Source organism: Mesorhizobium sp. M1334 (assembly GCF_040317995.1).
In the GTDB taxonomy this organism is placed as follows: domain Bacteria; phylum Pseudomonadota; class Alphaproteobacteria; order Rhizobiales; family Rhizobiaceae; genus Mesorhizobium.
This window is the reverse complement of sequence record NZ_JAMYLM010000031.1, coordinates 13,361-27,264: the sequence shown is the minus strand read 5'-3', so window position 1 is coordinate 27,264 and position 13,904 is coordinate 13,361. Positions and strand designations below refer to the sequence as shown.

12 protein-coding genes are annotated in these 13,904 nt (G+C 58.4%); 10 read left to right on the top strand and 2 right to left on the bottom strand.

Annotation, left to right across the window (positions count from 1 at the left end; translation table 11 throughout):
• The first annotated feature begins 2 nt into the window (after positions 1–2).
• From NKH17_RS29980 to NKH17_RS29960, 5 genes are all read left to right on the top strand, one after another.
• On the top strand, positions 3–776 hold the full coding sequence (locus NKH17_RS29980; RefSeq protein WP_352901750.1) for a glycosyltransferase family 2 protein: 774 nt from the start codon (positions 3–5) through the stop codon (positions 774–776).
• A 346-nt stretch (positions 777–1,122) separates the two neighbouring features.
• Positions 1,123–2,394, top strand: coding sequence for a lipopolysaccharide biosynthesis protein (locus NKH17_RS29975; RefSeq protein ID WP_352901751.1), 1,272 nt, complete (start codon positions 1,123–1,125; stop codon positions 2,392–2,394).
• A gap of 94 nt (positions 2,395–2,488) precedes the next feature.
• Positions 2,489–3,403, top strand: coding sequence for a hypothetical protein (locus tag NKH17_RS29970; RefSeq protein ID WP_352901753.1), 915 nt, complete (start codon positions 2,489–2,491; stop codon positions 3,401–3,403).
• A gap of 70 nt (positions 3,404–3,473) precedes the next feature.
• On the top strand, positions 3,474–4,214 hold the full coding sequence (locus NKH17_RS29965) for a methyltransferase domain-containing protein (protein WP_352901754.1): 741 nt from the start codon (positions 3,474–3,476) through the stop codon (positions 4,212–4,214).
• 109 nt (positions 4,215–4,323) lie between these two features.
• The gene (locus NKH17_RS29960) at positions 4,324–5,304 is read left to right on the top strand and encodes a glycosyltransferase family protein (protein WP_352646156.1); all 981 of its coding nucleotides are present in this window, start codon (positions 4,324–4,326) and stop codon (positions 5,302–5,304) included.
• A 166-nt stretch (positions 5,305–5,470) separates the two neighbouring features.
• Here the strand turns inward: NKH17_RS29960 and NKH17_RS29955 are convergent, their stop codons facing one another.
• Positions 5,471–6,571 (bottom strand): acyltransferase family protein, encoded by a 1,101-nt coding sequence (locus tag NKH17_RS29955; protein ID WP_352901757.1) that lies wholly within the window; start codon positions 6,569–6,571, stop codon positions 5,471–5,473.
• Positions 6,572–6,611: 40 nt separating this feature from the next.
• Here NKH17_RS29955 and NKH17_RS29950 point away from each other — a divergent pair, with 40 nt between their 5' ends.
• A complete protein-coding gene (locus NKH17_RS29950) occupies positions 6,612–7,988 on the top strand; it encodes a hypothetical protein (RefSeq protein ID WP_352901759.1) in 1,377 nt (458 codons plus the stop codon).
• A gap of 189 nt (positions 7,989–8,177) precedes the next feature.
• Here the strand turns inward: NKH17_RS29950 and NKH17_RS29945 are convergent, their stop codons facing one another.
• Positions 8,178–10,040: a right-handed parallel beta-helix repeat-containing protein gene (locus NKH17_RS29945; RefSeq protein WP_352973166.1), complete on the bottom strand. Its 1,863-nt coding sequence runs from the start codon at positions 10,038–10,040 to the stop codon at positions 8,178–8,180.
• Between the two features lie 607 nt (positions 10,041–10,647).
• Here NKH17_RS29945 and NKH17_RS29940 point away from each other — a divergent pair.
• From NKH17_RS29940 to NKH17_RS29925, 4 genes are read left to right on the top strand one after another with little or no spacing between them, the layout of a single operon-like run.
• A complete protein-coding gene (locus tag NKH17_RS29940) occupies positions 10,648–11,427 on the top strand; it encodes a class I SAM-dependent methyltransferase (RefSeq protein WP_352901762.1) in 780 nt (259 codons plus the stop codon).
• A 4-nt stretch (positions 11,428–11,431) separates the two neighbouring features.
• A complete protein-coding gene (locus NKH17_RS29935; protein ID WP_352901764.1) occupies positions 11,432–12,412 on the top strand; it encodes an NAD-dependent epimerase/dehydratase family protein in 981 nt (326 codons plus the stop codon).
• A complete protein-coding gene (locus NKH17_RS29930) occupies positions 12,409–13,584 on the top strand; it encodes a glycosyltransferase family 4 protein (RefSeq protein ID WP_352901766.1) in 1,176 nt (391 codons plus the stop codon). Before NKH17_RS29935 ends, NKH17_RS29930 begins: the two co-directional genes overlap by 4 nt.
• 22 nt (positions 13,585–13,606) lie before the next feature.
• Positions 13,607–13,903, top strand: a complete 297-nt coding sequence (locus NKH17_RS29925; RefSeq protein WP_352901767.1) for a hypothetical protein — start codon at positions 13,607–13,609, stop codon at positions 13,901–13,903.
• Position 13,904: the final 1 nt, after the last annotated feature.

Below are 13,904 nucleotides of genomic sequence, written 5' to 3'. Positions count from 1 at the left end.
ATATGAAAATCTCGGTCTTGACCGTCTGTTGGAACTCCGCGGCGACGATCAGGCATACGATTGACAGCTTCCTAATCCAGAATCATTACGATAAAGAACTGGTGATCATCGACGGCCATTCATCGGACGATACGCTGCGGATCGTCCAATCGTACCCACAGGACCAGATCCGCCTGGTCAGCGAGCCCGACAGCGGGATGTATGATGCGCTCAACAAGGGGCTGCGCCTCTATACCGGAGATGCGGTTGGAGTGCTGAATTCAGACGATTGCTTCCACGATCGTACCGCGCTGGGACGGATCTCGGCAGGGCTCGAACAGGCCGACATCGTGCATGGCGACCTGGATTTTGTCGAAGACCATCTGACCAAGCGCGTGGTACGCCGTTGGCGTGCCGCGGCCCGACCCACCAAGGGTTTTCGAACCGGATGGATGCCGGCCCATCCAACGTTCTACGTCAAGCGACGGGTTGCGGACGCGGTAGGTGCATTCGACCTCAGCCTCAAAGTGGCATCGGATTATGATTGGATGTTGAGAGCCGTTGAACTCCACGGTTTCCGAATCGCTGCGACTAGCCACGTGCTTGTGGATATGATGGTAGGCGGGGCCAGCACGCGAAGCCTTGCCTCGCATATCGGGCACAATCTGGAAGCGCTGCGGGCACGCCGCCGCTGGCTCGGATCGGGTCCTCTTGACTACGCGCTTGTTGCCAAGCCAATGCGCAAACTCGGACAATTTTTCTCGAAGCCGCACTCTGGCAACGATAGTCTCGCTTAGATGGCTGCAATCTCGGTAGCGAGTCGTCGAGGCGTTGTAGCTCATTGAACACCATGGGCGCGGGGTGCCTAGCGGGTGCGCCCCGAGATGTATATGCATCGAAACTTGCGATTACCGAGTTTCGCGATACACCGTGGCCGCGCGCGAACCAACCAACGACATCCACAAGGCGCAGAACCCCACCGATGGATAATTTCAAGAATAAGCCGATCGGAGTTTATGTCCTGAACCTCGTCACGGAACGGCCTGGCCTAGGAAATTTGCTCTCCGCGACCGTTCGGCCGTTTGCCGGCCATGTTTTGCGTCAGGGGAAAATTGTCTCGATTTTTACAATTGGCGATTTGGCATGTTTCGAAGCATCCTGACCGTGCTGTCGGGGTCAGTGATTGCGCAGGCCATTGCCGTTGCTGCTCTTCCTGCCCTGACGCGGCTCTATGATGCTGAAGCGTTCGGCCGATATCAGATCTATATTTCCATACTGAATGTGGCGGTTATGTTTGTCGCATTTCGCTATGAGGTTGCAATTTTGAGCGCGCGACCGGGAAGGGTTTTTGAAAATCTGTTAAAATTGACATTTCGGCTCTGCATCTTGACCAGCATGACGACCCTTCTTCTTGCCGGCGTTGCCAATTTGTTGATCCCGGGTGCCCTGCCATCTCTGCACGGCATTATCTTTTTCTTACCCGTCGCGATGGCCGTAGCGGGAATCTACCAAATGCTCACCTTCTTGCCAATCCGCGAGCGTAACTATGGTCTAAGCGCACGGTCTAAGATCTTGCAATCGGTGGGGTTCTCATTTGGCGCGCTTGGATTTGCCTTTCTTCCTTTCATTGGAGTTGGTCTCGTTCTTGCCGATGTGTTCGGTAGAGCCTTCGGGGCAATCACCGTCCTCTTTGGGAGCGGCAAACTCTGGCGAACTCTGATTTCTCGAATCTCTTTTTCCGAGATGAGGTTTACGGCCATTCGTTTCCAGAAATTTGGCCTCCTCACTTTCCCGGGAACACTTTTGTCATCTCTTAGTGCTGCGGTCGCGCCATTCGCCTTTGTTGCGCTGTTCGACCTGAAAGTCGCGGGGCAGTACGCCCTCCTGGAGCGATTTATCTTGATGCCGGTTGGCGTCATCGCGGTGGCCGTTTCTCAGGTCTTCACTGGCGAGTTGTCAACACTCTATCGTACCGACAAGCAGGGCTTGAACAGGGCGTTTCGACGTTCGCTCTTTCAGCTTCTTGCCATCGGTCTGTTGCCGACAGTGCTCGGGATGATACTTTCGCCAAGCCTCGTTCCGCTAGTCTTCGGGGCGGATTGGATGATGGCCGGCAAACTCTGCGTGATTGGATTTCCAATCGCGTATGTGCGCTTCGTCGCCACGGCGTTGACGATGACGCTTGTCGTTATTGACCGCCAGTCGCTTCAATTCACTTGGGAAATATGCCGGTTTCTTTTCACCTTGTGTGTCTTCGGCGGACTCGGCTGGGTAGGGGTCGACAATCCAACCACTGTCATGGTCTGGTACGCGCTTGCCACCGCTATAGCCTATGCCATTCACCTTGTGTTGGCTGATCGTGCGACGAGAATGGTCAGCTTGCAGGCAACAGAGAACGGAAAAACGATACAATGAGGGTGAGCCCCGTCTTCGCTGAGCAATTCAACCATCGGTTCGGCGCTGTCTGCCGGACATCGACTGAGTTTTGGCGCTGAGAGGGCAGACGCTCATGGCACATCTCTATGGCTATCCAGATATCGGCCGTTTCGGTCTTGGTCACAGCATGCTCGCCTGGGCGCGTTGTGAGATATGGTGTCGAAACAATGATGCCCAAATGCTCGGACCGCGCTGGTTCCGCCCGCGCATAGGTCCCTATTTGCGCCGTGAGCGGGATCGGCGCGAATATTTCAAGCTTTTCACCAATCACGGCTATGTGGGCGAGCCGTGGCGCACCGTGCTTCTCGCAGCGGCACGCAAGATTCCCTCGGATACAGCTGCGTCAATGGCATTTGACGGCAGAAACACAGTCGTTGTCTTCAAGAATACCGTGGCGTCAAACTTCGAAAAACATTTCCATGAAGTCCGCGGCCATGGGCGCGTGCTCTACGACGCCTTTCGCAGGATTACCCGCAATAAGTACCTGCCGGAAGCGCCGGCCGCGCCCTTCGTGGCTGTCCATGTCCGCCTTGGCGACTTCTCCCGTTTCGACGTGAATCGAGTGGAGGCCAAGACCCATAATCAACGGCTTCCGATCGACTGGTACTGCGACAGCCTTGTTGCTCTTCGTGAGGCCTTGGGCACGAGCATGCCAGCCCGTGTCTTTTCCGATGGGGACGATACCGAGCTTGTGCCACTCCTTCGTCTCCCGGACGTGCTCCGGGCGAATGACGCGGAGTCGGTAACGCACATGCTGGAAATGGCTCAGGCAAGTGCGATCATCGGAGCCGGCTCGAACTTCAACCTGTGGGCTGCTTTTTTTGGGCAGGTTCCGCGGATCACCTACCCAAACCAAGCGATTGTCGTGGTAAATGACGATCCAACCCGCGAAACGAGTTTCCGCGATAATGCGTCCCTTCCTGACGCCTTCGTGAATCACGTGAAGGACCAGTTCATGCGACGAGAAAAGCAAGGCGAACTAACGTAGCCATTGCAAGCCGTAACAGCACTATGATTTTCGATGTCCGGTCTTTACCGGTTTGCAGACAAGGGGTGCGGTGATTCTCAGGTCGTTTATTGGTTGGAACAGGGACGCCGCAGCATGGCTCGAACGCCGCTTTCCCAGAGTTTTCGGCGCGCCGTCTTACAAGGCGGAGCTTGAGCGGCGCATTGCCGAGGATGTTACGCGCCTAAAGCCGTCGGCCATCCTCGAGGTCGGCGGTATCGACAGGCCGCTTCTGGAGCGAAGTACCAGTTTCACCTATATCGGTCTCGACATCGAGGAAAAACCGGACTGCTATCGCATCTACGACCAATTTGTCGTCCAGTCGATCGAGCAGCCCGTTGATGTCGAAGCGGACATGCTCATTTCGATCACCTTGATGGAGCACGTGCCCGACAACAGGGCGGCGGCGCGCTCGATGTTTTTGGCGCTCCGGCCGGGTGGCGTAATGCACCACTATGTCCCGTCGAAGTGGCATCCCTATTCGGTGGCATTGCGGATCGTCGGACCCGTTATGCAGAGATGGCTGATCCCATACCTCAGGCCAGCGGCAGTCGGCGTTACGGGCTATCCGGCGTTTTTCGACCATTGCTCCCCTTCGGACATGACAAAACTGTTTCGTAGTCAGGGATTCGAGCAGGTGGACGCCACCTCGTTCTACCGTGCGAGCGACTATTTTGCCTTCTTCTTGCCCGCGTACCTTTCCGTCGCTCTGTTCGAGAATCTCTGCGCATTGCTGAACTGGCGCATTTTCTGTTCCGGCTTCGTCATCAGCGCTACAAAACCCACGCAATAGCAAGAACGGAATCATGCGACTTTTTCAGAATTCTGGGATTGCCCCAAGCTATAGGCCCCGCCTTACCGGCCTCGTGGCGGGGATCAGCAGCTTCGAGCAGCAGAGGGGCGTGTTTCTGAACGATCGCTACGGCGCGGCACATATTCTGTTGCCGATTCTCGAGCACAGTCCGGAGGCGTTCTTTACCAATGGCGACGACGAATCGCTGCAGCGGGCGTGGGCACGCGAAAACGGCCTGGGCAACGATACGCCGCTGGCCGACATCCTTCTTGCCCAGATCGAGCATCACAAGACGGATGTCTTCTACAATCTCGATCCATTCCGCTACGATGCCGCTTTTGTGAGCCGCTTGCCTGGGCACGTGAAACGCAAGATTGCCTGGCGCGCCGCGCCAGGCAAGATTGACTTTTCCGGCTATGATCTCGTGCTTTGCAATTTTCCGTCGATGCGGCAGCTCTGGGAAGAGCAGGGCGCCACGACGGCTCACTTTATTCCAGCTCACGATCCGGAACTCGACAGTGTGGCCGAGAATCGGAACAGGGACATCGATGTTCTTTTCTTCGGCGGCTACAGCCGCCATCACCAACGCAGAAGGCAGATACTGGAAGCGGTTGCACGTCTTGCCGGCCGCCGCCGCGTTGTTTTCCATTTGGATCTGTCACGGTATACGCCGCTTGCGGAGACGCCGCTTGGCTGGTTCGGTCCTCTGAAAGCGGTGCGCCGCCCGCCCGCGATCCGCAACGTCAGTGCGCCTCCCGTGTTCGGGCGCGCAATGTACGAACAGCTTGGACGAGCCAAGGTCGTGGTCAATGCCTCGATCGACATGGCAGGCCCGGACCGTGGCAATATGCGTTGTTTCGAAACCATGGGGGCCGGAGCTCTGTTGGTTTCCGACTCCGGCAGTTATCCAGCACCCATGCGCGACGGGGAAACCATGGCCGTCTACGAGCAACCGCAGGACGCATCGGAAAGAATCGAACGGCAGTTGAACGATGGAAGCTGGGACGCGATCGGCTGGGCCGGGCACCGCGCAATTCGTGAAGAGTACAGCAAGAAACGCCAATTTGAGCGGTTTCTCGAGCTGGTGTAGCGGATGGTTCGATCGCCGAACCGTCTGTAGGCCTATAGCAAGACGAGATGGCGGCGCGCGCCCGACACGTATCCATTGCGATCTTGGCCGTCGGTGGAGTGTGGTCGGCAATGATGCAAAATCTGTTTCTCTCGGGCGTCGACAAGCCCCGATACAGGCTTTGACGCTAGGCCGAAACCGTGCCGTTGATCCGGTTGCGGAAAGCGACCGTCCTTCGCTCGAAGAGCAGATAGAAAACCAAACACACTGCGAAGCAGACGGCACCCTTGACGACCAGTGATGTGATGGCTCCATCACCCAACCCTGGTGCCGCGGGCATGTAGTTGGCGGTCAGGTGGACGAGCACCGGATAGTGAAAGATGTAGAGCGAGTAGGACATCGCGCTCAAGCTTCGGATCGGCCACGCCGCGGGCTCGAGGATGCGATTCGCCCGCTCGTGACAGAGGGCCGGAAGGAGTGCGGCGAGCCCGGCGCACATGATCGCATCGGCCGGGCCTGTTGCGTATCCGGCCCAAGGCCCGCCATCCGACATCATTTGCGAAACAAAAATCCCGCCTACGAAGGCTACTACCCCTGTATATGCGACCCACAATGATCGCGGCGGGTAGGCGGCCACGAGCGCTCCAAGCAGCCAAAACAGCAAGTATTGAGCTTCGAGGACGCTGAAGACCAAGGCGGCGGCGCCGAGCCCGAAGAACGACCAGACGGGCAGAGAGTGTCGCGAAAACGCGTATCCGGCGCAGCCCATCAGCACATAGAACCAGATCTCGTAGGCAAGGCTCCATAGCGGTGCGTTAGCCCGGACGGTGGGGACGACGATGCCGTTGAGGCCGGCGATATGTGCGACAACGTCCTGGATCGGAAAGGCAGAGCCAACGCTGATTGCGACAAGGGCCGTCAGCAACAGGGCTGGTATTAGCGGAAGGAATATCCTGGTCGCCCGATCGACGGCATAGCGCTGGAGATCGAAGCGTCCATGCCGCACATGGCGGATGACTTGCCCGCCCACGAGAAATCCGCTGAGGACGAAAAACACCATCACCGCCGGATGTCCGGGACGAGTGACGGCGTAAAACAAAGCAGTGATCAGACCCTGGTCGGAGGCCGGCAGCGCGCCGTACGCGGGCAGCGAATAGCCCCGCAGATGTGCCATCATGACGACCAGCGCCGATGCCCCGCGCAGCAGGTCGAGCGCCAGGAAGGAGGGGCGGGAGGGCGAATTAGCTATGGACGCACCTTTTTGGCGGCGGTAAGGCTTGGACGACACGGGACCTACGCCGCATATCAGCTCGATAAGGACGGGGCAATTGGAATACCTGAGATCGGAGAATATTAGCTACGCGCGGATGTTCGTCCCGCTCTGGGTGGCTGTCTACGTCATCATGTTTGTGGATGTCTATATCGATTGGGCATCTGTCAGTTTCTTTTATCTCGGATTTAGCTATGTCTACAGCGCAAATGATGCCGTTCTTGCTTATTGCATAATAGCTGTATTTTCTTTCATTCTTCCGATTTCAATTAAGAGATATTCTGATTTTTTTTGCTGGATGCTGTATCTGACGATTTTTATCCCCTCGATTCTCGTAGTTGCAAGGCAAGGATATACGTCATTTGACGCCTCGTGGTTGATTGTTTCAGTGGCTGCGTCATTTTTTCTGGTGCTCTATATCCCGAAGATAATCCACTTCAAGTCGTATTCTCTCATTCGTCAGGTTTCGGTAACCACTTTCTTCTTTTTCTTCCTCGCGTTCTATCTGGCTGCCATAGCTTTCTATATCGCGACTTACAGGGGAATGATGTCATTCTCCGGCATGGACGAAATCTACGACCAGCGCGCCAAGTTTGGCTCCGCGCAGGCTAGTACACTAGCACTCTATCTGACGGGGTGGTTGTCGAATGCGATGAACCCCTATCTGCTGGCGATCGGGCTGTTCGACCGAACGCGGCGATGGGCGATAGCGATCGGGCTTGCAGGACAGATCGTAGTCTTCATGGCCTTCGCCGGAAAGATGATGCTGGTGATCCTGCTCGTGACGTTCGGCTTTTACTTTTTCGTGCTCAGAAAAGGTGAGATTTCAACATCTCGTCTTGCATTCGGCTTTGCCGCGCTGACGTCGTCCGCATTTGCGATTCTTGTCGCTACCGATTACAAGCCCGTGGGGGCGGCCTTGGATGCCGTCGCCTTGATCTATATGCGGACTCTCGGCATTCAAGGTGCGATGACGGGCGTGTATGCGGATGTGTTTTCCCGCAATCCGCTGACGTATTGGTCGCATGTCAACATCATCAACATGATCGTTGACTATCCCTACAAGGCGCCGCTCGGATATGTCGTTGGCTCCAGCCTTGTTGGAGGAACCGGATTCAATGCCAACGCCAATTTCTGGGCCACGGACGGAGTAGCAGCTTATGGTATGGCGGGTGTGGTCATGATGGGCGCCGTCCTCGGCGTCCTTCTCAGCTTTGCGAACAAGGTCGTGACGCCAGACCGACTGCCGTTTGCGGCGACCGTCTCCATCCCGTTTATTATGTCCTTGGGGAACTCGTCCCTTTTCACCAGTCTCATTACCGGCGGCGGTCTGATTATGGTTATGATGATAGCCTATGGCGTGCCGCAGCCTCAGGCGTCACGCAAGCAGGGGGTGGCCTATCGGGATCACGCCATGCCGTCCCGACTTTCCTGATGAAGGCCAGGCTCCTCTTATCCCCTTAGTCCAGGGAGGATTGTTTTTCTGGTGACCCTGGCTGGCGTTCCCTGGTCGGCTGGCCGGCGCACGAGCAACCCCATCGTTCTCCTCGTACGGGCTCACAATGGCAGACTGACAAGGAGGCTTGATGACGGATTGCTTTAGGTCGTAGGAGAACCTGTTCGTTCACCCCGTCTCTACCCATCCTCCGTGCTGCCACTGCCATTCTCGGTGCCCTCCCGCACTCGGCGCTAGATTCTGAATGCGGGCGCCTGGAAAGCCCGGGAATGTCGGCCGGACGGTCCCCACCGAGGCTGCGACGGGGTGGGTGTAGGAATTCTCAGCGTGGATGTTCGTCAACGATCCAACAAAACCCCGCGTGTCCATCGTGCTGCCGACTTTTTGGCCGGCGATGGTCAAGCCGTCCACGATCATAGCGCCAGCGCCGAAGCAGCGGAAAGCACTGTACCCCTCCGTACCGCCACCCGACAGCACCAGCCGCATACGCTGGATCGTCATCCGCCCGCCAAATTGAGTGGCCTGGAACGGTGTCCCACGCGATGTGCAAATCACGTTGCTGAAACTCCAGTTTCGAGCCGGCGTGGGTGAGGCGGACACAGCCACAGCGATGAGGGATTTGGTGGCGAAGTTACAATCGGCGATATGCACGTTGTTGACGTAGTGAATGGTGTCGTTTGGGGAAAGGAGTGCATGCGCCGTCGCATCAGCGGCGACCCGCGCCCCGGTAATCGTCACTCCGCCGACCTCGGCGCTAGCGCCTTGCAACAAGATACCAGCCTTGGAGGCCCCGGCGCATTGCACGCCCTCGACACGGACATTGGCCCCACTGCCGCGGATTCCGAGATAGAGGTCCGTCACGTTGTTGTTGAACGTTCCGCCTGAAATCACGACGTTTCGGACGCTGTTTATTGAGACCCCGGCCTTGGGCAATGTCCAGTCGGCGGTGCTGGTCTGTCCGCGCACCGCCGCGTTCTGGATGACCAGGCCGGAGCCGTTGACCGCGTAGATGCCATTGTCGCGCGGCGATATCAGAACGGGATCCGTGACGCGTATATTGCGGTTGTTGGCGCCATAGATCTGCAGCGCGTAGCAGCCGGTGTCGTCATGGCCTCCCATCAGTCCGGCATTGTGGACGACGGCGCTGCGGATCTCGCTGTCGTGGACATTGTTGTCGAAGATGATGCCTTGCTTGATGTGCGTCGCTTCGGCGTAGAAGCCGGTGACGATGGCGTCACGAACGATCGCCCGGGCTGCATCGGCGGCTTCGGATGCCACGCTGCTGATGTTGACGACGGCTGAGTTGGCGCCACGGTTCGCCGGGTCGAGCGAGTTGCCCGGCCGCGAAATGCCCCGCAGGCCGTTGATGCGTATATGCCGCACCTCGAGACTGGAAGGACTTTCATTGTAGACGAAGACCCACCACGGCGCCTTAAAATTCTGAAGTTCGACAGTGTCCATCGTGAACGTATCGATGCTGGCCGTTGCGGCCGCGCTAAGGGCGAACTTCATGAAGGCGCCGTTGTTGTAGCCGTTCGACATGCTATTGCCGATAACGGTCAGATCGGCGACGGAGACCTTGGAGACGTCGACAGCGCTAAAAACATAGAAGGTATGTTCCGAGCCGGTGATGTTGATGACCGATCCGTTGCCGTCGATTGTGCAGTTGGCCGGAACCGCAATTCCGGGATGGCCCAGGGCCTTTAGGTCGGTCGAGGACCAGTTGTAGACCCCGCGGCGGAACATCAGGGTCCCACCTCCCATGGACCCGATTCGGGCCATAGCGCGAACGCAAGCGGCGACGTCCGTACCATCGTCGCCGAAGACGACAAGGCCGCCTGTCGCTCTCGTGTTTCTGGCCCGGGGGTACCCGGTATTACCGACAGGCGAGGCGGTCGATCCGGCAGCAAAGACAGTCGCGGCACCAAGTGCCAAGGTTCCTGTCAGCAGACGGCGGCGGGACAGGGAGAACTTTTCATTGGGAATCATGCGACGCCAACGCCTCTCTTCAATCGCGCTTTCATTCGTCATCTATGGTTATCAATTGAGGGGCTCTCATGGCGACGATCGATTGAGTCGACCGGTCCATCCGACGGGACGGCTAGGCCCGCGCTTCCTGCCGGCGAACCTTTCCTGGAAGGCCCCGAGATTGCGGCGAGCTGGAGGCCTGCGAATTGCCGCCACTGCTCGGTATCCGGTTTCGCCAGCGAGTTTTGCGATCGAAATGCACGCGATTCGAATTCTCGTGATCTGAACTTGACGAGTCCGGAAACGGTAGCGTAGCTGAACGCTGAGAACAACCTCCTGACTAAAGCGTGATCGACGCGTTGCTGCAAAGTGACAGAGGCTTGAGCCGTGCTTCTCACCGACGCTGAAAACTATCCTGGAACGGCGGAAGGGCGAAGCATGCGGGCTTATGACCGAAGCGCTATCTCACTCGTCAAGCTATGCCTTGGCGGTGGCCGTCGTGGGCAATCTGATCTGGCGGGAGAGCGAGATCATTGTGATCAAGAACGCGCCACCTCACGCAGATGTCGCCGGAAAATCAGGGAGATGATCCAGCATATGGTTTCTCTCGATGGCTGAAGCGGCCATGACTTGGGAAGACGCCGTCCGTTGGTGCATGAGCGAGCCTTCGATGAAAGAGCTCGCCCGCGCTGCCTATTTCGACGATCCGGTCGTGGCCGCGCAGCGCTATCACGAAAGCGCGGAGTTCGACGAGGTCCGCAGCATGATCCCGCGCAAGGCAGGCCGTGCCCTCGACCTCGGCGCTGGCAACGGTATCCTCTCCTATGCCCTGGCGCGCGAAGGCTGGTCGGTAACCGCCGTCGAGCCCGATCCAAGTGCACTCGTAGGTGCCGCTGCAATCCGGGCGCTTGCCGAAAAGACCGGCACGCACATCGATGTGATCGAGGCCTTCGGTGAGGCGATCCCGTTGTCCGCCGCAGGCTATGATTTGGTCGTCGCACGGCAGGTGCTTCATCATGCCCATGACCTGCCGGCTTTCTGCAGCGAAGTTGCGCGGCTCTCCCGCGATGGCGCGACGTTCCTGTCGTTGCGCGACCATGTGATTTCCGGGCCGGAACAGCTGGAGCCGTTTCTGCGCGCTCATCCGCTGCATCATCTCTACGGCGGGGAGAATGCCTTCACGCTAGCAGACTACCGCGCTGCGCTCGAAGGGGCGGGGCTGATGATCGATCGCGAATTGGTCTCGTTCCAGTCTGTTGTGAATTACGACCCAATGACAGCATCTGAGATTCGCGAGAGGCTCGCCAAAGTCTTTGGCCCGTTTTCCCCGCTTGTTCGCTTGGCACTTTCGCCGGTGCCTTTTGGTGCCGTCGCCAGTGTCGCGGCATCACTTGACCGTCGGCCTGGGCGCCTGGTCTCTTTCCTTTGCCACAAACACGGGAAGGGATGACTTCTTGACGCAATCACAATCAAAAGAGTCTAAGCCTGTCTGGGTGACTGGCGCCGGCGGTTTTATCGGCCTGCATCTGTCGCGATTTCTTGCCCAGCAAGGCCAGCTTGTCCTCGGCTTCGGCCGAAGCGAAGCGCCTGGGTTCGCCATGGCAACTGGCGGCGCTTTTTTTCCCGGCGGCGTGACCGCGGAAACGATGGGCGCTGCGCTGTCCGCATACGGTCGGCCGGCGGCCGTATATCATCTTGCGGGCGGTGCAACGGTTGGCCAGTCAATCGCCGAGCCGCTGAAAGACTTTGAACAAAGCGTCGGTTCCACGGCTTGTGTCCTCGATTTCTTGCGCCGTCACGCATCCGATGCACCTGTCGTTCTTGCATCTTCCGCTGCGGTCTATGGTGGCGGGCATGTCGGCTCGATCAGGGTCGACGCCACGCTCGACCCCTACTCCCCCTACGGCTACCACAAACGCATGGTTGAGGAGCTTGGCCGGTCACATTGTGCGTCATACGGGCAGCCGGTCTCGGTAGCCCGGCTTTTCTCCGTCTATGGCGAGGGGCTGCGCAAGCAGCTTCTCTGGGACCTCTGCGGCAGGCTCGCGGCCGGCGAAACCGAGATTGTGCTTGGTGGCACCGGAGCGGAAATGCGCGATTGGCACCATGTCTCGGATGTCGTGCGATTGATCCATCGCGTCTTGCCCGCCAGTGTGGCGCGCTTCGCCATCTATAATGGCGGTGCGGGCGCCGCTGCATCCGTCAGAACGATTTCCAGCATGGTTCTGAAGGCCTGGGGAGGGAACTATCGCCTCTCGTTTTCTGGAGAGTCCCGACCCGGCGACCCTGTCAATCTGATCTCCGATCCCTCCGGCGTCCCGGACGGGCTCCAGTTGCAGGTGCCGCTCAGCAGGGGCATTGCCGGCTATGTCGATTGGTATCGTGCCGAAATTCTCGCCGAACCGGTCGGCCGTCTGCGACGCTTCGCGCCTTGATCACCGTCGGCTTCACGCTCATCGGCCGCGGATCCTGGTCAGGCGGCGAGTCCTATCTGCGCAATATGCTGAGCGTCATCGCCTCCGAGTTGGGCGGTAAGGTTCAGGCGAAGCTGTTTTTGACGCCCGAGCAGCACGCGAGCGCAGGCGCATCCTTTGATCACATGTTGGCCGCGCCGGCTATCGTCGACGACCGGGTCACGGGCGCCGGGCTTGGCAAGCGAGGGCTGATCGCACTTGCTGGGGGAAGTGATCGCGCATTCGCGGATATTGTCGTTGCACAAGACATCGATGTTGTCTTTGAGGTCGCTCAGTGGTTCGGCAATCGGTTTCCGCTGCCCGTCATTTCCTGGATACCTGACTTTCAGCACCGTCGCCTGCCGCATCTCTTTCCGCGTCGCGCCTGGTGGCGCAGAGATCTCGGCTTCCGTCTGCAGACGTCCGGCAATCGCACGATAATGCTCTCGAGCGAGGACGCGCTCGCCGACTGCGAAACATTCTATCCAGCCTCGCGCGGCAAGACCGCCGTGGTGCGCTTCGCCATCGATCTCGATCCAGGCGCCGTCATGGCGCGCACCGAAGCTGCACGCCGGGCGCACGATCTGCCCGAGCGCTTCTTTTTCCTGCCTAACCAGTTTTGGATGCACAAGAATCACGGGCTGGTCGTCGAGGCGTTAAGGCATATAGACCGGCTTGGGGCGTTGGGCTCGTTGCCGCCGATAGTCCTCACCGGGCGCACGACGGACCCACGCGACCCGACCTTGTTCAAGCGTCTGATGGGCCTTGCGCAAACGTATAGGGTTGAGAGCCATTTTCGACACCTCGGATTGATCCCGTATAGCGACGTCGTCGCCCTGATAGGTGCAACGGACTGTCTGATAAATCCGTCCCATTTCGAGGGGTGGTCGACCACCGTTGAAGAGGCGAAATCGCTGGGCGCGCCCATGTTGCTATCCGATATCCGGCTGCATCGCGAGCAGGCTCCGGACGCGCTCTTCTTCCCGCCGGACAACGCCGAAATCCTGGCACAGCGTCTCCTTGAAATCGGGCAGCACCCGACTGTTGTCCGCGACAGTGTCACCGCGCTGCAAGGCCGGCAACAGGTCCGCCGACGGGGTTATGCGGCAGCACTGCTTGCCTTGTTTGAAAAGACCAAAACCGCCGCGCGTTGATTAACTGAATCGTAGTGGGGAATTGTCGATCGGGAAGATGGCCGTATTTGCGTTCATAGCGCTGGCGTTTGCGGGCGGCTTTCTTTTCATCGTCATCAACAAGGGAACAAATATTCGCGCACCGGCGCCGAAGCCGATGGAAGTCCTCACATCGTTCGATGGCACGCTTGCCGTCCAATCAATCGACGATCTGCGGGTCGCCGGCCGCAAGATCGTGCTGTCCGGCGTCGTATTTACCAAACCCCAATCAATGCGCGCCACGGTCACCGAGGCCGTGCGCCGGGACTATCAAGGACTCGCCTTGACATGCAACCCGTAGG